At 57.1% G+C, this 22,037-nt stretch carries 18 protein-coding genes; 12 read left to right on the top strand and 6 right to left on the bottom strand.

The genetic code is table 11. The features are described 5' to 3' along the window. Positions 1 to 50: 50 nt before the first annotated feature. A complete protein-coding gene (locus LOC68_RS05390) occupies positions 51 to 1,004 on the bottom strand; it encodes a dihydrodipicolinate synthase family protein (RefSeq protein WP_230216532.1) in 954 nt (317 codons plus the stop codon). 1,165 nt (positions 1,005 to 2,169) lie between these two features. On the opposite strand from LOC68_RS05390, the gene LOC68_RS05395 reads away from it, so the two are divergent. The 3 genes from LOC68_RS05395 (at position 2,170) to LOC68_RS05405 (ending at position 3,982) form a co-directional block, all read left to right on the top strand. Further along, positions 2,170 to 2,907, top strand: a complete 738-nt coding sequence (locus tag LOC68_RS05395; RefSeq protein WP_230216534.1) for an integrase catalytic domain-containing protein — start codon at positions 2,170 to 2,172, stop codon at positions 2,905 to 2,907. Positions 2,908 to 2,976: 69 nt separating this feature from the next. Then, the gene (locus LOC68_RS05400; protein WP_230216536.1) at positions 2,977 to 3,492 is read left to right on the top strand and encodes a hypothetical protein; all 516 of its coding nucleotides are present in this window, start codon (positions 2,977 to 2,979) and stop codon (positions 3,490 to 3,492) included. A gap of 76 nt (positions 3,493 to 3,568) precedes the next feature. Then, entirely contained in the window at positions 3,569 to 3,982 is a 414-nt protein-coding gene (locus LOC68_RS05405; RefSeq protein ID WP_230216538.1) for a hypothetical protein, read from the top strand. Between the two features lie 76 nt (positions 3,983 to 4,058). Here LOC68_RS05405 and LOC68_RS05410 read toward each other — a convergent pair whose 3' ends face one another. Further along, positions 4,059 to 5,273 (bottom strand): hypothetical protein, encoded by a 1,215-nt coding sequence (locus LOC68_RS05410; protein WP_230216540.1) that lies wholly within the window; start codon positions 5,271 to 5,273, stop codon positions 4,059 to 4,061. A gap of 458 nt (positions 5,274 to 5,731) precedes the next feature. On the opposite strand from LOC68_RS05410, the gene LOC68_RS05415 reads away from it, so the two are divergent. The 4 genes from LOC68_RS05415 (at position 5,732) to LOC68_RS05430 (ending at position 9,508) form a co-directional block, all read left to right on the top strand. Beyond that, on the top strand, positions 5,732 to 6,085 hold the full coding sequence (locus tag LOC68_RS05415; RefSeq protein WP_230216542.1) for a helix-turn-helix domain-containing protein: 354 nt from the start codon (positions 5,732 to 5,734) through the stop codon (positions 6,083 to 6,085). A gap of 45 nt (positions 6,086 to 6,130) precedes the next feature. Next, entirely contained in the window at positions 6,131 to 7,156 is a 1,026-nt protein-coding gene (locus LOC68_RS05420; protein ID WP_230216544.1) for a hypothetical protein, read from the top strand. A gap of 114 nt (positions 7,157 to 7,270) precedes the next feature. After that, entirely contained in the window at positions 7,271 to 8,038 is a 768-nt protein-coding gene (locus LOC68_RS05425) for an alpha/beta hydrolase (RefSeq protein WP_230216546.1), read from the top strand. A 177-nt stretch (positions 8,039 to 8,215) separates the two neighbouring features. Continuing rightward, entirely contained in the window at positions 8,216 to 9,508 is a 1,293-nt protein-coding gene (locus LOC68_RS05430; protein ID WP_230216548.1) for an outer membrane protein assembly factor BamB family protein, read from the top strand. On the opposite strand, the gene LOC68_RS05435 is transcribed toward LOC68_RS05430, so the two are convergent. Beyond that, positions 9,505 to 10,353, bottom strand: coding sequence for a hypothetical protein (locus tag LOC68_RS05435; protein ID WP_230216550.1), 849 nt, complete (start codon positions 10,351 to 10,353; stop codon positions 9,505 to 9,507). The genes LOC68_RS05430 and LOC68_RS05435 overlap by 4 nt on opposite strands. 465 nt (positions 10,354 to 10,818) lie before the next feature. On the opposite strand from LOC68_RS05435, the gene LOC68_RS05440 reads away from it, so the two are divergent. The 4 genes from LOC68_RS05440 (at position 10,819) to LOC68_RS05455 (ending at position 15,557) form a co-directional block, all read left to right on the top strand. Then, on the top strand, positions 10,819 to 11,862 hold the full coding sequence (locus LOC68_RS05440) for a DUF1559 domain-containing protein (protein ID WP_230216552.1): 1,044 nt from the start codon (positions 10,819 to 10,821) through the stop codon (positions 11,860 to 11,862). A 109-nt stretch (positions 11,863 to 11,971) separates the two neighbouring features. Then, positions 11,972 to 12,400 carry a carboxypeptidase-like regulatory domain-containing protein gene (locus LOC68_RS05445; RefSeq protein ID WP_230216554.1) on the top strand — a complete coding sequence of 143 codons (429 nt, stop codon included), beginning with the start codon at positions 11,972 to 11,974 and terminating at the stop codon, positions 12,398 to 12,400. A 943-nt stretch (positions 12,401 to 13,343) separates the two neighbouring features. Further along, a complete protein-coding gene (locus tag LOC68_RS05450) occupies positions 13,344 to 14,231 on the top strand; it encodes an SHD1 domain-containing protein (protein WP_230216556.1) in 888 nt (295 codons plus the stop codon). A 447-nt stretch (positions 14,232 to 14,678) separates the two neighbouring features. Next, positions 14,679 to 15,557: a hypothetical protein gene (locus LOC68_RS05455; protein ID WP_230216558.1), complete on the top strand. Its 879-nt coding sequence runs from the start codon at positions 14,679 to 14,681 to the stop codon at positions 15,555 to 15,557. 32 nt (positions 15,558 to 15,589) lie between these two features. On the opposite strand, the gene LOC68_RS05460 is transcribed toward LOC68_RS05455, so the two are convergent. The 3 genes from LOC68_RS05460 to LOC68_RS05470 form a co-directional block, all read right to left on the bottom strand. Next, positions 15,590 to 17,098: a nucleoside hydrolase-like domain-containing protein gene (locus LOC68_RS05460; RefSeq protein WP_230216560.1), complete on the bottom strand. Its 1,509-nt coding sequence runs from the start codon at positions 17,096 to 17,098 to the stop codon at positions 15,590 to 15,592. 121 nt (positions 17,099 to 17,219) lie between these two features. Then, a complete protein-coding gene (locus tag LOC68_RS05465; RefSeq protein ID WP_230216561.1) occupies positions 17,220 to 18,158 on the bottom strand; it encodes a TIGR01777 family oxidoreductase in 939 nt (312 codons plus the stop codon). 109 nt (positions 18,159 to 18,267) lie between these two features. Then, positions 18,268 to 20,763, bottom strand: a complete 2,496-nt coding sequence (locus LOC68_RS05470) for an alkaline phosphatase family protein (RefSeq protein WP_230216563.1) — start codon at positions 20,761 to 20,763, stop codon at positions 18,268 to 18,270. A 515-nt stretch (positions 20,764 to 21,278) separates the two neighbouring features. On the opposite strand from LOC68_RS05470, the gene LOC68_RS05475 reads away from it, so the two are divergent. Continuing rightward, positions 21,279 to 21,746 carry a DUF1569 domain-containing protein gene (locus tag LOC68_RS05475; protein WP_230216565.1) on the top strand — a complete coding sequence of 156 codons (468 nt, stop codon included), beginning with the start codon at positions 21,279 to 21,281 and terminating at the stop codon, positions 21,744 to 21,746. Positions 21,747 to 22,037 lie beyond the last annotated feature (291 nt).

Consider the following 22,037-nt stretch of genomic DNA (forward strand, 5'->3'; position numbering starts at 1 on the left):
CTTGTTCCTCGCGACCAATCGCCGGCATGCTGCGGGATGCGAAAAGTGTGCTATCGAGTCAACGCTTCTAACCGCAGCAGAATGTCATGCAGGATTGGTTCGTCCGAATCAGGTCGCTGCGGGCTGTTCGGATGCGTGAGCGAAGACTTGATCCAGCCTCGATCATACAGGAACTGCGCCGCGCTATGCTTGTAGGCCGGGACCGGATTTCGAAACGCGAAGAAGCCGAGATACTGCAGCAAATCGTTCAGCTCATAAAAGCGAGGATCGCCGCTCTCCCAATAGGCGTCTCGTTTGGCGAATTCTTCCGGAGCGAAGGTGCTCAGTCCCAGCAGGTAGTCGCTGCCGTACATCACCATGTCGATCGCCAGGTCGTTCCCGGTGAAAACGCGAAAGTCCGGTCGCAGCTTGTTACGCAGCGAAAGTCGCTGCCATTCCAGTTCGCGGCTGAGAGACGAATGTTTCGCTCCGCTGCACTGTTGGATTCCCATCAGCTCGGCGTACAGTTCCAACGAATAGATTTTGCCGAACGGAGCGAACATCGTTCCCAGCTCAAAGCCGATGAACTCGCCGGCACACTCGCCCAGTTGGCGATAGGCGTCGGCAATCGCGGCGTCGCTTTGGCCGGTCAAGCCATACGACTGAAAGATCACCGGCGTCCCGGTATATTCGGTGATCAAGTCGATCTGCTGGCGATAGGCGTCCAGGTTAAAAGCGTCGCCCGGCGTGTCGCCGACAAAGGCGCCGGCCACAAACTGGCGGTCCCCGATCAACTCGCGCGTCAGCTTCAGCGCCTGACGCCGGATCGTATCGTCGATCAAGTTGCCGTAGCCGGTATCCATGTTCACGGCCGGGGCCAGTCCGGCCGCGTCGGTTCGCTGCACATGGGCCGCAAAGCCGTCCCAGTCAATCGCGCCATCGGCCGCGAAGGGGAGCAAAATCGCCGACATCCCGGTGATTTTGCGCCGCGGTTGAAAAAGCTCCGCCAATGTATCGGCCGTCATCGTTTCTTTCTGAATCACCGCTGCAACGAACCTCAAACAGTTGAATTGTCCAACTCCCAATCCGCCACTTGCCAATCGGGCGGATCCTGCGAAAACAAGACGCGAGCTCGCGGAGTTGTTCCTGGTTGTACTCGAAATCAGGGGCCATTGCCTTGCAGATTGGGCGAATTCTCGGATGGCAAATCGGGCGTCCTGGGCCAGAATCTTGCACTTAGCGCGTTTTCGCCAGCGAGAAACGCATCTCGAGCAAAAGCGGACCGGACCGCTGTCCGATTTTTTTTCGCGTCGACCTGGACCAACGTGATTCGTTTGCGCTCAAACGGACAGTGGACTCCAGCGCTACATTTTTTTTGAGGCGCCGATCTACGCAACGCCCGGCGCCCGGCGCCATGCTCTTATCGCGTCTTCGCGAGAAGAGCATGTCTTCCAAACAGTGGGCTGGACTCGCCCCCATTTTTTTGAGCCCCAAAAGGCCTCGCTCATCCCAAAGCGGCAGAACAAATCAATCGCCTCCGATGTCGACTGGACCGCCGTCCCCATTTTTTTGCGCCACGCGCTCGTTCCGGGTGGCCCGTCCAGTCTCTCCAAAGACTGGGCGGGTCGCGTAGCGACAAGATGCCGCGCCATCCGGCCGGATCCCTTGGGCACACTCGCCCAGCAAACTGGACTGGACCGCGCGCTCTCCTTTTTTTTCGTGCGGAGTGGACTGGACCGCTGACGCATTTTTTTCGCGAACCTACTCTCCCGTCCAATAGCTCCCATTTGCTCTCACGCATTCTCCCCAGGCCGCCTATCATGTGGACCGCAGCACGCGATTTTTTTCGCCACACAGTGGACTGGACCGCAACCAAATTTTTTTAGGCGGTCCCCACCGAAACCTCGCACCAAAAGATCGCAGCCGCGACCGCCAGCGCGAATCGCCCCAGCCCAAAAAACGGCCGGCAATTCGCACTTCCAAAATCAGGACGCACGACTTTAAATCACCCCGCAATCGATCACGAATCCGTGCGCTTTGTCAAGAGACAACGTTGGGCGATCCGGTAGGCTGGATCGAGACCCAGCAGAACCGGAGACGGGACAGAGTTTTCAGACGCGTTAGAAACGAGTTCGACGATTAGCGGCAAGACGCTTGTCATCCGCAATTTGCGCAAGCTGGGACTCGACCATGCCTGCGAGACAACGTTGGCGTCGGCCGGGCTCCGTCTGGGCCATCGATCACGGCGAGCCGCCCCAGCCGATCGATGGTCACTTCCGCCAGATCCTGGCCGTTCGTGATCTGGCAAGCGGCATGCAACTGGCCTGGACGCCGGTGGCGGAAGCCACCGCGGCCGAGGCGGTCCCGGTGCTCCAGGCTCTGACGCTTGAGTATGGCGCCCCGCTAGCGCTCAAGAGCGATAACGGCTCGGCCTTCAAGAGCGGCGACTTCGGCGCCTGGCTGTCGGAGCACCTGGTGGTACCGCTTCTCTCACCGGTTCGTATGCCACGTTACAACGGGGCGTGCGAGGCGGGAATCGGGGCGGCGAAACGCCGCACCGAATACCTGGCCGCCCGCCAGGGACGTTACCTTGACTGGACGACCAACGATCTTCATGCGGCCCAGCGTTGGGCAAATGAAGAAAGCTACCCCGGCGGCTTCGCCGCCGGAACGCCTGCCAGCCGCTTCGCGGCTCGCGTTCCCATCGACGACATCGAACGTGACACGTTCCGCGCCGCCGTACTACAATACGAACGTGAACGAAACCAGGAAGCGTCCACCCGAGGCGATGCACTGACCGACATGTTACTAGCGATTCATCACCGTCGAGCCGTCCGCCATGTTCTTGTCGAACACGGCTATCTCGACATCACACGGAGGTCCGTTCCTCAACCACTTCCTGCGAAAAAATGCGCAAAGATTAAGTGAGGGGCACACCAGACTCAGCAAAGGAGCGAACAATGCTCCACGCTATTCAGACGGGAAAGATTCAAGCAGGTGAAGCTGGTCTGCGTGGCCTGCGACGAAAATTGCAGAGATTGCTCGGCATGGATGTGGATCTTTCCGTTATCAGGCGTGGCGGCCCGTTCGATCAGCCGCCAACTATTCCTGTACCATAAGCATCGCAATCACTTGGAAACTCAAATGAACCTCTTTTGCAAAATCTTTGTTGACATCGATATCTCAAAGGAAGAGCTTGTGCAGAGGATTGCGGACTGCACAAGTGGAAAGAACGAGCGATGGTCAGTGCGAACGAATTGGGGCGAGATTGATGTCGTGAACAATGAAGACTTTGACGAAACTCGGAGGTTACAGGCCCCCGATGGCTTTCTATTCTATCGGTTCTATTTGGAAATGGAGCCGGAAGAATACGTGCCGGAAGAAACGTACATCAAGTCTGTCGGCACGTTGCTAGGCGATCTGTGGGAGTGGAATGTCAAGGCCATAGCAGCATGCGATTTTGAGAAGAGCTTGCCGATGAAGGGGGGATATAGCTCGCCGAAGAGTTGTTGACGTCGTCGAAAGTCAACAACGTCCTGTCATTGGCGAAAATGGATACGAAAGACTGCAAGCGTACCTCACAGGCTTCGTGCGGACCGAAAACGACCAAGAGTTTCAAGCGGTCGGGGAGCGATACAAAGAAGATCTGTGGTACGAACTCACCTACAGCCGGAACAATCTCAATTACCAAGGAGGTTTCGCTGAGGGCTTCTTCATTGACGGCGCCTGGGGGAATGTGACCGGACTCATTGAATTAGGGAAGATGGCGTATACGGCGAATCAGTGGTTCGCCCATCAAGTCGGAAATCTGTTCCTCGTCGGCAGGGTGGCGCTGTTAGCCGATCTCTTCCTTCGGGTGCCACTGTCGTCTGCGACAGTGCTCTTCAACCAGTTCGCGCGATGGGGTCGGCATCGTAAAACGTTCAGGCAATTACTATCAAGCCATTCTTTTGACTTCCGTTCCACAATGCAATGCTGTGCTGATTTGAAGCTCTACCGGTAGGCAAAAGAGACTGTCGCAGACGACAATAGCGCCCAAGAAAGACGATAAAGCAGTGCCACCAGGACGCCCAAGCAACTCAATTCGCCGCAAATGCCTCGCCGTTGGCGAGGATGAATTGATAGAGAAGGATTCTAAGACGATCAAAGTCGAGTCGCTTGGCCAGGGCGGAAAGCGACTTGCCAAACGCTTTGAGTTCGGCCCCGCGCATTTCCTTTAGACCCGCTCTGGGATTCTCGCCAAGTTCGTCGAGAAGCCAGGTCAACGCGTTGACATGCGGCGTGGCCTTGAGCGTTCCCAACGACTTGAGCGTGTACCGAAAACGCTTCTCCGACGTTTTTCGCGCGAAGGCCAGCAGCCCGTCTTCCGGTTCCTCGACCTCGTCGATGTACTTCGACGCGAAAGCGACAACTTTGACGGGACTGGAAAGCGACTTTAGCGAGGTTGAATTGACGGCCTCGACGGAAGCCCGGATCGGGTCGTGCGGCCAACGCAATTTGACTCGTCCGAGCAATCCCAGTCGTTTCACGTCAGGATCGCTATGCCGACTTGCTGTTGCGAGTATGGGTTCAAAGGGGGCGTTTTGTTTCCGCATCGCCAGCCGAACCACCCAAGTGAGAATCAAGTGGGAACGCCGGTCATTGCCTGGGCGATCGCGATCGACTCGTTCAAAAATGGTCAGCAGGGAATCGGCCGACACATCGGAATCCAATTCGCAAGCGGTACGAAGAATCGCCGCTAACGCCGGATTCTCTGGGTTGAGCATTTCTGCCGATACCAGCTCCGTTTTCGCCCGTTCCGGATCTAGAGAAGCGACAAGTGAGGGAACGTCTGGGAGAAATTCACTCGGCCAGGTGCAAAGCCGGAGCAAGAGGCTGAATACTGCGTTACGCGACGAGCCCTGGAGTCTGTGTTGTGCGATCGCGCTGCGCAGACCTTGCAGCGTGGCTGAGATCAGCGCGTCGTCGCGCGACTCCATGGCCGTCCTCAGAATTGCGGCAACGTCTTCTTGCCGGTTTTCGGACTGATATTCGGCAATCACGGCTCGGAATCTGGCGGATCGGCGCTGGAGTAGCTGCGGAGCGTCGTCTTGCAATATATGCGGGTGATGGCGAATGATAGCGCGGGCCAACGCTTCGTTCGCGGCGATTGCGTACTTGGACGCCTCGTCAGCATGGTCGCCGCCGCCATCCGCGAGAACCAGCGGCACTTGTTCCATGTATTCGGGTTGCGCGTAATCCAAAGTGCGATACGCATCCCAGGCAATTTTCTCGTCGTCAAGCCGACGAAACATGACGACAAGCTCTTTCAACACTCTGCCCTTGCTTAGGTCCTGAATCTCATTCCATTTTCTATCTGCTGGATGCGATTGTCGATCTCGCGAAATTTGTTCCTTTGGATTTGCTGGGAGACCCAAAACACGGCAGATAAGATCACGATACAGAAAACCACGATGCCGGCAATTGCGCCAATTGTTCGAATGCCATTCATTTGGGTAAATGCCCTGACTGTGGGGAAAGAAAATGAACGGGAGGGACACTTCGTGGCTAGTTCTTCCCGATCGTGGTTACGGCGACGAAACCGCCCGCTTGCTTAGATTCTAAGCCGCAATCGATAGGTCTCACAGTTTGCGTAATGAGCGATTCGACCCGTTGCAAATGGTCGCTTTGGAGCATCATCTCACGCTCGTCACGCCGGGAAATTTACGAGAAATCCGCTTGACGCGTGGAGTGTGTAGTATATAGTACACACATGAGCAGTTTTGGCGACCATTTACGAAAACTTCGAGAGCAGCGGCGTGCCGACGACGCTAGTTTCTCGGTGCGTCAACTTGCCGTTCGGGTCGGCGTTGAGCCGTCGTATCTCAGCAAGGTGGAGCGCGGGCAACAGCCTCCTCCTTCCGAGAAAACGATTCTGGCGATCGCGGCTGAGTTGGGGGAAGACCCGGACGTGTTGCTGGCGTTGGCAGGCAAGGTTTCGGGCGATTTGCAGGAGGTCATTCTCCGTCGCCCGCAGCTATTCGCCGAGTTGATCCGTCAGCTCAAAGACATGCCGGATCATGCGGTGTTGCGGATCGTACGTGAGGTTCGCGACGGGGAATGGTAACTGCGACCGACTGAACTTATCTGTTTCATTAGGGGGAATCGAATCATGATTGAACTCAAGTCCGACCAACTCGTTTTTACGTTTCCCGAAGTTCATCCGCAGGCGAAACTGAGCATCAGTTTTCAACGGACGCTGCGCATTCCTGATGACGACAACACTTACCCGTTGCCGCCGGGGTTGGGCGAATTCCCGCTGCGGCATGTTGATGACTTCGCGGAATCGGTTTCCGCTCAATGGCTGAAGCGGGGGGGCGTCATGCTGCCGATGTATCAGTCCGAAGCGATGTGGTTGAACTTTGATTCTGAGTTTGTCGATGGGCATGACGCAGCGTACCCATTTGCCATAAAGATCGCCGCGGGGAAGCAGTGCGCCGTCTCGGGACAGGCCTGGCAAAATGGGCTGCGCCGCGAGTCGCAAGACTACCTGGTTGTTCCGGAACAGCCTTGGTTGGATGGTTTTGTCGTCGAAAAGGGGTTGATCCGTCAGTTCGTCGCGATGCCGCTGGGAAGCGGCTATTCGGCCGAAGAGCAGATCACCGGCAACGCCGAATATGGCGGTTTGCAGATCGCCGTCTGCCCGATGAAACGTGACGTATTTGAAAGACGTTTTCCCAAACGTCGAGAGGTGGGACGATCTCGTTCGATAATCATGTCGGAACTCCATTGTAAGGTGGCGCCAGACATGGGCTTAGCGCCAGGGGGCATGATGCGACAAGAGGTTTACGATGACCCGTACGACTTCACCGACTGGCAAACCGCCGTCAGCAGCCGTTGTTTCGTCCACCTCTGCAACTCGATGGTGTGGCAATCGATCACGAACTCGCCGCCGCCGCATCCGGCGCCGACCGCGAAGAGTTACAGCCAAGCGGGGCTTCCCTGGTTCGAGTATTACGATGACTCCAAGAGCGCTCTGAATGGCTCCGGGGTTCTCGCTCAACTCCAGAGCATCGCACAGAAGAGTGCGGCGAAAGGAGAGGTTGTGCTGCCCGAAAATGCCACGGCGACGCCTGAAAAGATCGTCGAGTATCGCACAGGACTCCGCCAAGGGCAGGTGCGCGAAGGGAATTTTTAGACGTTCGGTGAAGCGGCGGTATCCTGGTGGATGCCGCCGTTTCGCTTTCTTGTTAGCCTGACTTGGTGACGGAAGCATCCAAGCTCCGACTGCGGCGAACGGGATTGTCGAATCATGCAGACGCCGATCGTATTTATCCATGGAACCAACGCCGGGCCGTGGACCATGGCGAACTTCGCCCACTTTTTTGCCGGGCAAGGGTACGAATGTCACTCACCCGCCTATCGCTACCATGATCCATCGCCGGCGCCGCAAGATGCGGCGCTGCTGCGGGGATTGAGCATCGCCGACTACGTGGAAGATATTGCGGCGTATGTGGAAAAGCTCGCCGCCCGGCCGATCTTGATCGGACATTCGCTCGGCGGAGTCATCGCCCAGAAACTTGCGATGCGCGATTTGGCGAGCGCGATCATATTGCTCAACGGCAGCGTTAACTGGGGAATCTTGCCGACGACCGATCACGAACGGGAGTTGGCCAAGATGTTCATGGCCGCCGGCCCGTTTTGGGAAGAGACGCTCCTTCCCGACTTTGAAACGATGCAGCGCTTTGGGCTGAACAAACTTGCTGAAGAAGAGCAGCGGCGGGTATTCCAGCAATTAGGGCCTGAGTCGGGTCAGGTCCTGTTCGAACTCTTCTTCTGGATGTTCGATCAGAACGAGACGACCAAGATCGACTATGACTCCGTCATGTGTCCGATCTTGATGGTGTCGGGTACGGACGATCTCGCCATCCCTCCGTCGACCGCGCGACAGATTGCCGCACGCCACGGCGAGCGAGTCACGTTTCACGAGGCGCCGGGCTTCGGCCACTATCTGACGATTGAACCGAACTGGAGGGAGATCGCAGAACTTTGCGCGGCGTTGATCGAGAGTTCGGTTTGACCTATCGCTCGCGTTTCTACGCGGCGGAGCGGCGATGTCCGGCAGTAGGATCTTGCTAACGCGTTCCACTTGGTTTTCTCCAGAGAAGGCCAGTTTTCGATGCGACAAGACCTCCTTCAGTAGCGATAATCGACGGTTCCGCCGTCGTACGTTTTCCTCGGACGAAAGAGCCCTTCGATGCGAAGCACGGTTTTACAGACGCTTGGCGCCATCTCGGCAATCCTGTTGCTCGCAGTAACGGCGACCGCCGAAGACTGGCCGCATTGGCGGGGGCCGAATCGTGATGACGTCACCAGCGATCGGTCTGGCTGGTCGTCCGATGGCTGGATCAAGTCTCCGCCGGCATGGACGAAGAACGTTGATGAGGGCTCCAGTTCGCCGATCGTCGTGGGTGATCGGCTGTTTGCGATCGGGTGGAAGGCGAACAAGGATCACGTCGTCTGCCTACAGGCGTCAACCGGCAAAGAGATCTGGTCGGTCTCTTACAATTGCCCGCGATACGGTCGCCAGGCGACCGGCGATCAGGGACTCTACGGCGGGCCAACTTCGACCCCGGAGTATGATCCGGCGACCGGCTACCTTTACACGCTCAGTTGCGACGGCGATCTGAACTGTTGGGACGCAGGGGAAAAAGGAAGACAGGTTTGGAGCTTGAACCTGTACGACATCTACAAAGTTGAGCAGCGTCCGCGAATTGGACGTTCTGGTCGCCGCGACTATGGCTATACCACGGCGCCTTTGGTGCACGGCGATTGGTTGATTGTCGAAATCGGCGCGCAGGCCGGCACGCTCGCGGCGTTTGATAAACGGACCGGAAAGCAGATTTGGCTTTCCGAAGCGAAAGGTTTCGCCGGCCATGCAGGCGGTTTGGCGCCGATCGAGGTCGAAGGAGTTCCCAGCGTCGCCGCGTTCACCTTTCAGGGGCTGCTCGTCACGCGACTCGATCCTGGTCACGCGGGAGAGACGGTCGCCGAGTACGAGTGGATGACCAGTTTCGCCAACAGCATCGCCACGCCGGCGGTCTTCGACAACTACATCTTGATCACTTCCGAATACAACCGCAACGCGATTTGTAAGCTGGAAATCCGCCTCACTGGCGCCAAGAAAATCTGGGAACAGCCGCTGGCGTCGAAGATCTGCAGCCCGATCGTTCACGCAGGACACGTCTATTGGTGTTGGCAGCGGCTCTACTGTCTCGACTTCGAAACGGGAGTGAAAGTGTGGGAAGGGGGGGACTTCGGCGATGCTGGCTCGTGCATCTTAACGGGAGACGACCGCTTGATCTTGTGGGGCGGCCGCGGAACTTTGGCCCTGACGGAAACTGCCCAAAGGTCGCCGGGCAGTTTCCGCGAACTGGCGAAGGTTGAAAACGTTTTCTCGGAGGACGTCTGGCCGCACGTCGTGTTGGCCAACGGCCAAATCTTCTGCAAAGGGAAGAGCGGCGACCTGAAGTGCTTCCGCGTTCCTTAGCGGGTCAAACCAATCGCGAGCATCCCGCCGGCGAGACTGAGGTCTTCGGTATCTCCGTCGCCGATCGTGCCGCCGCTCCAGTACTGGCCTTCAAAGGCGCCGCGAAAGTACCACTCGCCGCCCCAGCGGCCAGGGCGCGTGAACTGGGCGCCGAGTTGCAGTTCGCTGATGGTGAACGTCATGTCTTCCACCACAAAGCCATTGTCGAGTCCGTTGGCCGCGTATTGGAATGAGCTGCGCGCGGTGGCGAAGATGGCGAAGTGTTCGGTGAGGGGTCTGGTCAATTGCACTCCCAAGACCGGTCCCCAGCTATCTTCCATCGTTTCGAAGTCGCCGAAGCTGAATTCTTGGTAGTCGGCGTATCGCAAGCCGCCGCTGATCAAACCTTGCCAATGTCCCAGCTCAAACTTGTCGTTGATTTCAAAGTCGACGACGGTGAGCTGAATGTCGCTGGTATCGAAAAAGTTGGCATTCGGATTCGACGCGTCGTAGTCGAACCAGCGGACGTTGAAGCCAAGTCCCTTTTCGCCCGTATAGCCGAGCGAGATCCGGGGCGCCGCGTGATAGTCAAAACCAGGCGCTTCCCCTTCCGATTGGAAGGGTTTAAGGAGGAGCAGTTCGGCGGCGAAGGTTACGCCGGGGCAAGTGCTGCACGGGTAACAGGGAGAAGAGCAACAAGCTCCCTGCTGAATGTCGGACGCGAGCAAGCGTTCATGCTCGGCCAAGCGAGCGTAGAGATCGTCCAATTCCGCGCGCGTGACGAACGTCGCCTCTTCCGCATTTGCATCGCGGAATCCAAATCCAACGCAGAGTAAAAACGCGATGCCAAGAATCGTGGGGCGCATCGGTATGGGGCTCCGAAGTCTTGCCTGAGACAGGGGGAAGCGTAACGACGTACGCATTACTTCGGTTAACCGCCGATAGCAACGAAAGCGCAACCTGTGAGGAAAAAGCCAACGGTAGAGCTAGCCGCAGCAGAATCGATTCCACCGACAAGGTTTACCGCGGGGCGGCTTCCTCATGGAGGACGCAGAAGCGCAATTTCATAGAGAATTGCTTCTTGTGCCCCCCCTATGCCTACGGTTTTTCACATGGTTTGTTGGAAACTTTCTGGATTTCGTCCTTCTTTACACTTGCACGTATACATGAGTTAGGTCATAACCATTAAACAATATTAACCCTTCTGTGGGTTCGTATTTATGGCGGTGAGTTTTCCTTTGGTGGTCTTTGTTCTCTGCTCGCCATTCCTTTTCTAACTCACTTGTCATTGCTATTTTGCCCCGATGCCTCTTTTCTAGGGAATCCCGTACATGCATAAGTCTCTTGCAAAGCGTTTTGGGCGACGGAAAGCCTTTACGCTGGTCGAACTGCTCGTGGTCATCGCAATTATCGGCGTTTTGATCGCTCTTTTGCTGCCGGCGGTTCAACAAGCGCGGGAAGCTGCCCGCCGTATGCAATGCTCGAACAATTTGAAGCAACTGGGGCTCTCGCTGCACAATCACCACGACACGTACCGGTACATGCCGGTGCTGCGAAACATTGGCGGCGGAAATCATGACCGTCGCAGCGGTTTCATCTCCCTGCTTCCGTTCCTGGAACAGAACAACACCTACGAACTGATCCAGAACGACCTGGGAACGGCGCCTTGGAGCAGCACGACCTATTGGCAGCAATTTAACTTTGATGGTTTTCAGTGTCCGACATCGCCGCCGCCGGCCACTTATAACGGCGGCCAAACGTGCCGACGGAATTACCACATGTGCTTGGGTGATCGCCTCCGCGATCGGGACGGCCAAATGGAGAGTACGCGTGGGATGTTCCAAAAAGGGAGCGGCGCCACCAACGTGGCCCCCAAGAACAAGATGACCTTCGCCGCCGTTACCGACGGCCTCTCGAACACGATGGCTTTTTCCGAGCGGATTTCAATGTTCGCGAGCGCTCGCGCTGATCAAGGCGCCTTCGCCCAGATCGCGCTGACTTCTACTAGTTCGCCTTCGGATTGTACTGCCGCTCTAACGATGACTTGGATGGGGCAAATCGAAGACTCGCGCTGGAACGACGGACGGTCGCCGTATTCGGGTTTCTTCGCCGCAGCTCCCCCGAACAGCGTCAGCTGCACCGGTGACGGCAACAGTGGAAACATCCATGATGGAAGTTATGCGCTGCCGGGCGCAAGCAGCCTGCACCCGGGCGGCGTTTTGGCGAGCCTAGGAGATGGTTCGGTTCGATTTGTCGCCGAGACCATCGATTCCGGCAACCAGGGAGCGAGCTTCAATTTCACCAGCGGAGCTTCTCCGTATGGCGTTTGGGGAGCCTTGGGAAGTCGCAATGGCGGCGAAGCGATTAGCGAATAACGCGCCTGGCGTCGAGTCATCATGCGAACGTCCGACCCCATCGGGTCGGACGTTTTTTCGTTCCACGATTTAACCAACGAAGGTAAGCGGTATGAGCAAGAGTCTTCAGTTGATCAACGCGGCGGCGGTTTGTCTGTTTATGATCGGATGTGGCGCCGGCAATCAGAATCCGCCTACAACTCCGGTAACCGGCAAGGTGACCTATAAAGGTGCGGCCGTGGAGGGAGCTGCGGTCAAGTTTCTTCCCAGCAACTCAGAAGCCAAAATTGCGAACGCCACCTCCGGCGCAGACGGTACGTACGCCATCTCGACTTTCGAGCCCGGCGACGGCGCCATGGCAGGCAAATACAAGATCACCGTGCGAAAGCTCGTTAGCGTTCAGCAGGGAGTTCAACAAGACGGCGAGCACGCCGGCGAGCCAGATTATGTGAATAAGGACATGTTGCCGAAAAAATACATGTCCGTTGACGATACGCCGCTGGAGTTTGAAGTAAACGCCGGTGGCGACAACGCTTTCGATATCGAATTAAAGGACTAATGGCATATCGTTGAAAACGGTCGGGGTGCGCTGTCATCTGCGACAGCGATCTTCCGCCCGATCATCACGAAGTTGCGTAGGCTGGGTCGAGACCCAGCCTTTTTTGTTGGCGACGTCGTAATTGCAGGGGCTCGACCCAGTCTGACTTTCGAGGCTCTGCGGGTAGAATCCTCTACGCAATGATTTTTCGCTAGCGACTTAGTGCTTCGGGAAGCGTTGCGGTGGCCACTATTTTTGACGGTCGCGGAATCTGGATCTGGTCGACTCGCATGAAAGTCGCGCGCACAGAGACGTCTATCTTCTCGTGTTGCGTAGCCCAGTAAGAACAATGGGTTCCAGTGTCGTTTGTGACTTTGCTTTGCCTGAATTTCTCTCCCCTGGGAGTTTACCGCCATATAAAATTCCAGATTGAGATCTTTCTTGACCTCAACCCGTCCCCGACTGCGACTGGCGTGCAGATATGGACTTATGAAGACTTCGCCTCCCAACGACCCGGAAGTAAATGCATGGCTCGCTCTGGCGGCGCAGGGAGACCAGCAGATTCTGGGAAAGTTGTTGGAGCAAGACCGGGAACGACTTCGGCGCATGGTGACGCTGCGGCTTGTCGATCGGCGAACTGGAGCGGAACTAGCCCAACTTCGACTTGGTGAAAACGAAAGACTATATCCCCGCCGCTTTAGCCCTGACGGTTCGTCGTTGTACGTATGGGGGCAGCAAACGAACCTGCTCTACGTTTGGGATCTGCGCTTGTTGCGAGAGCGATTAGAGGAGTGCGGCTTGGATTGGGATTTGCCTCCTTACCCGCCGCCTCAAGTTCACGAAACCGGTATGCGGAAGGTGGTTTTTGATCTTGGGCCTGGTAGATGAGTAAGTGGTTGTAAAGCGAGAGCGTCACACGCGACGGTCAATCGAGTAACAAAGCGTTCAATTCAAGGAGATGAAAATGTTCGTTTGCCGTTTTGGAGTCCGCGACGTAGTCCGTTTGTCCGTACTTGTTGCGACCGGCATGCTGAGCGTGCTCGCTTGCGATTCCTTCGTGAAAGCGCAAGGTCAGGCGGACGCCGCGTTACTCAGCAAACTGCGGGAGACGCAGGATGGGTGGAGGCGATCCCTCGAAGAAAACAGGAGGCTAAAGCAGATCGCCGGTTTCGACGAATCGACGCCGCTCACGGAGATCGAAGCGGAACGGAAGCGACTGGTAACGCGGTTCGCAGACCCGCAGGGTGTGCCGGAGGATCAAGTAAACCTTCGTATGCTCCTCGGGTTTGTCGCGGCCAAGGCCGAAGACCTCTCCAAGCGAAACGCAGCTATGCAGGCCGATGCGGAACAATCGGTCGCCCTGTCGAAAGCCTCCGCAGAGCGACGGAGCCAAATGGCGGCGGCGACCGGAGCGAAAGAAGAAAAGTTGCGCAATGATATCGCCGCGCTCAATCAGAAATACGCGGAGGATCGGACCGAATGGAACAAGCGGGCCGAGTCATTGGCCCAGAAGCTTGCCGAGACGCAGCGACAATATGCCGATCTCGCGGAAAAGCACGCCAAAGAGATCGCGGCGCTCCAAGCCGCCTTACAGCGTTCGGCCGAAGCGAAGGGAGGCGCCTTGAACGGGCCAGTTAAAAGGACTCTCCCCATTCGCAAATGGACCGACATGACCGGCCAATTTTCAGTCCAGGCGGAGATCGTCGGAGTGGAAAACAACGTCGTCACCTTGCAGCGAACCGACGGCAAAAGAATCCAGATTCCGATCGCCAACCTAAGTGCTGCGGATCGAGAATACATTTCTTCATTGAAAGAGCTTCCAGGCGCCGCAATTCAAAGTTCGAAAGAATAGACCGCAGGAAAGTTGTACAGTTCCTCGTTCCGAAATGACCAGGCCTTCGAATTTCCCTGAGATGAAACCTTGGGCCTAAGCGCTTTGTGCGTAGGCAACGGCAGATTGGCGCTGTCGCACCATTCTTTTCTCCGGCGCCACTGACTGAAGGCCGGTGCGCCCAGAGGTTATACTGATCGACGGCGCTCTCCGCGCCCACCGAAATCAACGGAGCGGGAACGACTGATCGTATCGGCTGGTTTGACCGCGAGGTTAATAGACTTGCCGCGTCCGCACTTGGACCTGGAATCTTAGCGTTCCTTGCGTGAGCGACTTACCCACATGAAGCAGAAAGCGTTTTCGGAGGCAGTCGACTTGATGGCGGACTCGGCAGGACTGCGCCGGGTTCCTAGTCGTATTCGGACAGGCAAAAACTGGGTCGGAATCTGTTCCGGCATCTGCGTCATCATGAATCTTGACGCTGTTCGCTTGCAGATTGATCTCTCCTCGCCCAGCCAGTCGGATGCGGCATTAGAAGATTCAACGGATGAAACCGACGACGGCGGGAGTGAGAGCAATTCCGAGCCTGATCAGGCGTTTTTCCGGCGAGCCGCTTCCCGCGGAATTCCAGAAGACTGGTTTGTGCAATACGACGATGACGAGAACTGGGGATTCCAGTTGGTGATCGACAACAAGCGACAGCGAGAACTCGAACCAGGCGCGCTCGACGGCCTGCTCGAAGTAATCGCATCGGATCTGCACGATCTTGGCGCCGAAGCGCAACAGCCTTGTTGCAACTGCCAGCGAGAGGCGACGACGCTCGGGTACTTTGAAAGCCTGACGGCGGGACAATCTTACGCGACCTACTGCACCGATTGCTGGGAACGGCTCCACCACGACTCCAAGGGGGCGATACAGGTCAACGCGCCTCAATCGCTTCGACAAGGGTGGGCCGCTCTGATGATTTCGTCCATTCTCTTTGCGGTCGTCTGGGGAGTCGCACAGCATCCGGCCTGGGGCTTGCCGTTCCCATTTCTCTTTATGGGATGCGTTGGCGCCGGCGTTGCAATCGCGGTTCTCACGGCTTACTTCGCCCAGGGCTCTAGTCTCGGTCTCCGGTTTGGCGTTGCGCTCTGCGTATTCCTTGCAACATTGGCCGGGAACATTGTCGGGATCAAGTTCCTGCTGGGGCCTGCAGTGAGTTGGGTGATGCTGGTTCCCGTTTATTTTCAGCAGTACTTTCCGGCGCACGTCGGCCAAGAGGTCTTGTTCCTTTCTTGCGGAGTGGTGGGCGTGCTAATCGGCTTTCTGATCCTACGAGAAATGGAGCGTTTGCGAGTCCGTTAGAAGCCGGCTAAGTTGTTCCGATACCTGCCGCCTTACGGGCTCTCAACTCGGATCACCACGCGTTGGTAACGCGTAAGCGGTGGCGATCCGGCGTCGGTCGCTTCGCAGATCATGTGGATCTCTTCTCCCGGTTGCGCATCGTGCGGGATCGTGATCTTCGTTCGAGAAGAACTCGACTCGTCCAATTGCTTGCCCGGATAAGTTCCGGCCTCGACGTAATTCCACCAACGGAAGCTTAGCGCATCTCCGTCAGGATCGATGGTCGATGTCGCGTCGAGCGTTACTTCTTGGCCGGGAGAAGCCTTCAAAGCGAGCGGCGTATCCAACAGCTGGACGACCGGAGGATGATTGGCCGCAGCGTAGTCTTTTACGCACCAATCTGCACGGGCGGCGAAATCATTTTGCACCGGCGCCAACCATCGCCAGATCGGCTTGAAGTACTGGGTGCGCATCTGTTGTTCTGGCAGGTCGGCGACATTTTCCAACTTCTTCGACCAGCTGTTGCCAAAATGCCAACGCCCCTCGGGATGCTTCCAGTCATCGGCCGGAGGCGGATCCATCCAGACGTTGTTCCGTACTCGGACATGTCTTCCTCCCCAACCGCCCCAGTCCGGCGAATCGACGCTACGCAGGCCGTTCGGAATCGCGTGCAAGAAGGCAGGCGTATCCCCTTCCGCTTGAAAAGCTCCCTCCTTGGCCTCGTAGGCGGCGCATAACGGTCCATGATCGTTCAGAATATGCTGCCCCATCCACTCCGCTTCGAAGTATCGCTTGGTCTCTTCGGGGAGCACCTTCGGCCAGATGTAGGCCATGCAATCAAACTGATCCGAAATGATCGTCGGTATCTCGAACTGCTCCCAGTTCGGACGAATGTAGCTCTGATAGGTTTCATCCTGTTCCCAGATCAGGAACAGACGCAGCTTCCCTGCAACCTCTTTCATGCGTGACGGATGCTCTTCTTGGATGATCCGCAGCGCCCGAGCGATTGTGTTGCATCCTCCCCAGGCCTGAATCCAAATGGGGCGAGGATCACTGTCGTCCAACAGAATGTTGGCGATGAACTCCGCCCCTTCGGTACGAATCTCATCCTCACCAATCGCGCTGATGTTGCCGACCTTCCAGCGACTCTTCAGATACTCAGGCGACGGATAGTTGGGATCGTGCAACAACAGGTTGTCGTACACTTGGGCGTAAAGGTCGATGTACTCGTCGACCCACGCAACCGGATGGAACGCGTTCCAACCTTCTCCCCCTTCCCAATGAAACTGGGAACTGCTGTTAACGATCGCCTCGACCTCAAACTCATTGCAGGTCAGCAGGAAGCGAACCATCGAGCAGCGATCATCCGCCTCGCCATCGGTGGTGACGATCACCCGCGGCCTGTCGACGATGGGAGACGACAAGTCTTTCGTAGCGGCCGCGTGAGTTTCCGACGCGTCGTCGTCTACAATCGGCGGGTCAGGGGATTCCCTCTGGCAAGCGAGCGATAAGAGGACGACCGATGCAAGGGCCAGATGGATGACGTGAAGAGAGCGGGGCATAGGATCGGCTTCAGACGAGGCGACATGGAAACCGCGTTGAACGAAAAGTCATGTTGCCAATCATTTTACCGACCGAATCCGTTAACCGGCAAATGCAACGCAACTCGGGTGATCCAACCGCCTACTGATGCAGATCCCGCAGCGCCGGTTCCAGCGTCGGAAACTGAAACTCAAACCCCGCTTCCGCCAGGCGCTTCGATACGACGTAACGACCGTAGAGGGCCAGTTCCGGATCGGTGCGAAATACGAGTGGGGCTCCGATACGAACCATCCACTCGAAGGCCGGCAAGCCAATTGGCATCCGAACCACCTGGCGAAGCGTCCGCATGAAGTCGACTTGCGACACGGGATTCGGCGCCGAGGCGATGTAGACGCCTGACATCGAGTCGTCGGTGATCGCTTGGGAGAACAATTTGTTGAAGTCGGCTTCGTGCATCCAGGACATCCCCTGCGTCCCTTTGCCGACTCGACCACCTAACCCAATTCTGGCAAGCAGGCGAAGCGTCGCTAATGCGCCGCCGCCAGCGCCGCGATCTCGCCCGATCACAAAACTGGTCCGCATGATCACGCCGCGCTGTTGCGGCAGCTTGCTTTCGGCAAACGCAGCTTCCCAGGCATGGCCAATGGTGGGCGCGAAACCGATCCCCGTGGCCGAGTCTTCGGTGCAGATGGCCGCCGGAGGATCGCCGTAAATATGGGCGGTGCTCATTTGCACCCAAACCGGCGGCGGGCTGCCGACGGTTCGCATCGCGGCGCCAAGGGCCCGCGTCGATTCTACCCGCGACCTTAAGATCTCATCCTGATGGTCGGGCGTCTTGATGCAGTTCACCGTCCGGCCCGCCAGGTTAACGACGGCGTCGGCTCCGTCGAGCGTGCTGACCCATTCCCCTGGCGTTCGCCCATCCCAGAAAAGATGCGTCCAGCGGCCGTCCGCCTGCGGCCGAGACCGCGAAAGAATGACGACCTCTCCGCCGGCCCTCGACAAATGTTCCGCCAGAGACAAACCGAGAAACCCGCTGCCGCCGGCGATTACGATTCGTTTGCCCGAGAGATTGGTCATCACACCGTTTTCCGGAAATTCCAACAGGCCAAAGCTGCTGGAATGATAACCGCAAATGATGCTCGAAGTTCACTGCAAACGAGCGACGACGTCTGGAGTAACGACGAGCCTAGTCGTCGTCATCATCGTCGTCGTCGTCCTCCACTTCCGCAAAGACGAACGCCGATCGCACCGGGGCCGGCATCGGAGAGTTGGCGCCGCGGACGCTGCGCCAGACGATCTCTCCAAACAACAGGTCGTCGGCTGCATCTTCGGAACTGAGGTCCAACTGCTCTGACAGCTTTGCCCCCCAGGCATACTTGTCGTTCTTGGCGTTCACGTCGACCTGGGCCGGAATCGCCGCGTAGGGAGTTAGATCGGGATCGGCCAGGAAAGAAGCGTGCATCGGCGTGGCGGCGGCGTCGAACTGCGTCATTGGCGGCATGCCGAGAATGAGTTCCATCGTCCGCAACATACTGGAGGTGGAATAGAGCGTGGAGTCCAAGCCCCGCTTTTGCGTATACGGACTGATCGCCAGCGCGACGGTGCGGTGAGCGTCGACATGATCGCTCCCATTCTGCGCATCGTCCTGAACGACGAAGATGGCGGTCTGGGGCCAGGCCTTGCTATGGGAAATGGCGTCGACGACCCTTCCTAGCGCAGCGTCATTGTCCGCCACCATGGCCGTCGGCGTCGGCTTTCCAATCCGCGTTCCGTAGGTATGGTCGTTGGGCAATCTCAAGATGATGAACGAAGGAAGGTTATCTTCCTCGATGAACTGATTCCAGCGGCGGATGAATTGATCGGCCCGCTTCGCGTCGGGGTAGTCGAGGTCGTACGACCGAAACTGCGGGTCGAAGTGGCCTTGGAGGGCTGCTATTTTGGTCGTCGCGGGGGCGTTCGGAGTTTTCCCATTGTCGACGAACTCGCCAAAGCTGAAATAGGAAACGCCTGCTTCCTTGCATTGGTCCCAGATGTAGCCGCTCGACGGTTCGGAGATCTTAAGCTTACCTTCGGAAGGATACGTCAGCTTCCCGCGGCCGCCGCGATAGGAAAGGGGCCAGGTCTTTTCGACGAAGTCGGTCGCGTAGGCGGCCATGCTCCATTCGTGTCCATCCGCGCTGACCTCGCTTTCGACATAGAAGTTGTCGAGCAGCACAAACTGCTTGGCCAATGCGTGATGATTGGGAGTGACCTGTTCCGGGAAGATGCACAAAGTCGGATCGCCGTTCCCCAGTTGAATGTCGCCGAACAGCTGATCGTATGTGCGGTTCTCTTTGATAATGTAGACGCAATGCTTGATCGGACTCGGCTGTCCCACTTCGCGTGGAACTGGATTTCGCTCGTCCACGGCGGCGATGTTGGGGGATTGATCCGCCTTCAAGGGGCTGCAGCGAAACGCCGTCTTGGTCATCTGGCTCATTTCCGCCGGCGAAGGAGACGCGATCAGGCTCAGCGTCCCTTTGAAAAGTCCGGCGATATACTCCCGCACGGTGGCGTCAGCGTTGAGATTGGGATTCGGGCCGTTGCGGTTGGCCCGTGAGGTGAGCCCCTTGCCATTGGTCACCAGGATTTTTTCTCCCTGGGCGTCAAATCGAACGCATGTGGGATACCAGCCGACCGGGATGAAACCGAGCGATTTCGTCTGACCTGGTTTCTTGATATCGAAGACGGCGATATTGTTGTTGTCGGCATTGGCCGCCAGCAGAACTCCTTCGTCCGGCGACACGCAAATGCTGGCCGGCGTACTGCCGTTGGCCGCTTGCGGAAAGAGGGACGTGCGAATGATTTCCTTCTGCCCGCGCGTTTCGGTATCGACCAGGACGACGCTGTTGTCGTTCGAGCAGGAAGCGAACAGCCACTTGCCTCCCCGCAGCAATTCCATTTCGGTGGGATGGCTGAGAACTTCGATTTCGGCCGTCTTGGTCATCGACTTCAAGTCGATCACGGCGACTTTGCTTTTGCCCCAGAGGCTGACGTAAGCGATTTCGCGCGGCGAATCGAGACAGATGCCGTACGGAAACGAATCGTCGTCGAAGGTGACTTCGCCAACCTGCTCTCCGGAATTGACGTCCAGCTTGCGAAGCTTGTCTCCCAGCAGTCCGCAGGCATAAATGTGCTGGTTGTGGAGAGTGATCCCCGAAACGACGAACACGTCCTTGGGATCGGCGACCTGAATCTTCTTCACCGGTCCCAAGGTTCCCTGATCAAAGGGAAACGCATAGATGCACTCGTCTTCGCCGCCGCTCACATAGACTTGCTTGCCGTCGGCGGAAAACGCCAGGCCATAGAATGACTGACGAACGCTCGCCGTCGTCACGATCTTGCCGTCGGCCAGCGAAACGATGCGGACTTCATGCTCGCCATACCCGTTATGCAGCACGGCGGCGTATTTCCCATCGGGGCTCAACTCGACCCGCACCGGAAAGTCTCCCATCGCAACTTGCTTGCCCGCCGGGGAAAGGGACCAGCCGTTGGGAAGCAAAACTTCCTTGTCGCTTTTCTGTCCAGGAAATCGCGGGGCATCCCCGTTCCTCGTCGCAGGAGCGTCCGCAGGCTGCGCGAACAAAACAGCAGGCCCAACGAGCAGACCGACGAACAGGAGCAGAGCAAGGAGGGACTTCATAAGACAACTTGGTGGGAAAGGAGACGGGGCAAAACAGGACGAGCCAGGCGTGCAGGAATCATTATTAGAATCCCAGGCTCACGTAAGATCAAAACCGGAACCGCGGGACGTTGGAATCACCCGTCTGGCTTGGAATCCAAGAAAACGACGACGAATTCGCAGGAAGACCTACCTTCACCACGTAAAACGCAAAGACCAGGCAACCCAACTTATTGATTCACAAAGAGTTGCGTGCGTAGAGTGAATAGGGCTGCGCCTAATGTGAATTTTCTGAACGGTGACTAGCGGAGATCCTGTTTGGCAGTATGTCTTGAAAGGGATTTCCTGTGGTAGAACCTTCAAGTCCATAAAGTCACCAGGCTGAAATCCACTTGCGGGCGGTTCGTCGTAAACACTTGACGGGTTCCACTCATGACCGTAGCGTAAGCGACCTTAGGCCGAGCGATAGTCCGGCACTAGTGGATTTCTGTCGATAGACAAGTTCTCTCTGAGTCATGAATCGCGACAACCCCTCGATGCGCCGACAACTTCAACTGGAACGACTCCCTGACGCGATTGCGGAATGCGAACGCTTGCTGCGTACAGGCTACACGCAGTCTGGGAATTGGACGCTGGCTCAAATCTGCCGCCACCTCCGTTTGACCATCGAGAGCAATATGAAGGGTTACCCGGTATGGATGACGACGCTTGGCTATCCGCTCCGGCCGATCTTGCGCCATTTCATGTTGCCCAGGCTGCTGACCGGAAACTCGCCCAGCGGCATCCGAACGGCCGGGATGTTCGTGCCGCCTGACGACCTGGACGACGCCGTTGAGTTAGAACGCCTGAAAGAGTGCGTGACGCGATTCGTCGAATCAACGCTTCCGCTGCATGCCCATCCCGGATTTGGCAACATGACGCACGAAGAGTTCAACCGTTTTCACGCCGCCCACGCTGCGCATCATTTGAGTTTTTTACATCCGCAAACCGCGGACGCAGGATGACAATGAGAGGCGCCGGATTGCCTCCTCCCGGAAGGGAACGCTCTTCGTAAACGTTCTATGTTTTTCGGGAAGAGTGAGCTGAAACGGTGGCGCGTGCAGCCGCATTCGGTCAAACGGTTCGAGCTTCAATTCGCCTTGTCAACAGGATCCACCCGCGAGGTTTGTCCTGCCGCAATCATTGCCACGTAAGACCGTGGCAATGGCGCCCGTGCCCACTCTCCTCGGCCTTGAAACATGTTGTCGGACGAGCATATTGCCAAGATGCTGCAGTGGACGCGGCCGCGAGTCCCG

Origin of the sequence: Blastopirellula sediminis, from assembly GCF_020966755.1 — a bacterium.
GTDB classification, from domain to species: Bacteria; Planctomycetota; Planctomycetia; order Pirellulales; family Pirellulaceae; genus Blastopirellula; species Blastopirellula sediminis.

Excerpts from the sequence above, each read along its gene's own strand:
- LOC68_RS05475 (WP_230216565.1), top strand. The coding sequence starts at position 21,279 with ATGCGCCGACAACTTCAACTGGAACGACTCCCTGACGCGATTGCGGAA.
- LOC68_RS05465 (WP_230216561.1), bottom strand. The coding sequence starts at position 18,158 with ATGACCAATCTCTCGGGCAAACGAATCGTAATCGCCGGCGGCAGCGGG.
- LOC68_RS05395 (WP_230216534.1), top strand. The coding sequence starts at position 2,170 with ATGCCTGCGAGACAACGTTGGCGTCGGCCGGGCTCCGTCTGGGCCATC.
- LOC68_RS05455 (WP_230216558.1), top strand. The coding sequence starts at position 14,679 with ATGAATCTTGACGCTGTTCGCTTGCAGATTGATCTCTCCTCGCCCAGC.
- LOC68_RS05420 (WP_230216544.1), top strand. The coding sequence starts at position 6,131 with ATGATTGAACTCAAGTCCGACCAACTCGTTTTTACGTTTCCCGAAGTT.
- LOC68_RS05425 (WP_230216546.1), top strand. The coding sequence starts at position 7,271 with ATGCAGACGCCGATCGTATTTATCCATGGAACCAACGCCGGGCCGTGG.
- LOC68_RS05450 (WP_230216556.1), top strand. The coding sequence starts at position 13,344 with ATGTTCGTTTGCCGTTTTGGAGTCCGCGACGTAGTCCGTTTGTCCGTA.
- LOC68_RS05390 (WP_230216532.1), bottom strand. The coding sequence starts at position 1,004 with ATGACGGCCGATACATTGGCGGAGCTTTTTCAACCGCGGCGCAAAATC.
- LOC68_RS05470 (WP_230216563.1), bottom strand. The coding sequence starts at position 20,763 with ATGAAGTCCCTCCTTGCTCTGCTCCTGTTCGTCGGTCTGCTCGTTGGG.
- LOC68_RS05430 (WP_230216548.1), top strand. The coding sequence starts at position 8,216 with ATGCGAAGCACGGTTTTACAGACGCTTGGCGCCATCTCGGCAATCCTG.
- LOC68_RS05410 (WP_230216540.1), bottom strand. The coding sequence starts at position 5,273 with ATGTTTCGTCGGCTTGACGACGAGAAAATTGCCTGGGATGCGTATCGC.
- LOC68_RS05460 (WP_230216560.1), bottom strand. The coding sequence starts at position 17,098 with ATGCCCCGCTCTCTTCACGTCATCCATCTGGCCCTTGCATCGGTCGTC.
- LOC68_RS05440 (WP_230216552.1), top strand. The coding sequence starts at position 10,819 with ATGCATAAGTCTCTTGCAAAGCGTTTTGGGCGACGGAAAGCCTTTACG.
- LOC68_RS05415 (WP_230216542.1), top strand. The coding sequence starts at position 5,732 with ATGAGCAGTTTTGGCGACCATTTACGAAAACTTCGAGAGCAGCGGCGT.
- LOC68_RS05435 (WP_230216550.1), bottom strand. The coding sequence starts at position 10,353 with ATGCGCCCCACGATTCTTGGCATCGCGTTTTTACTCTGCGTTGGATTT.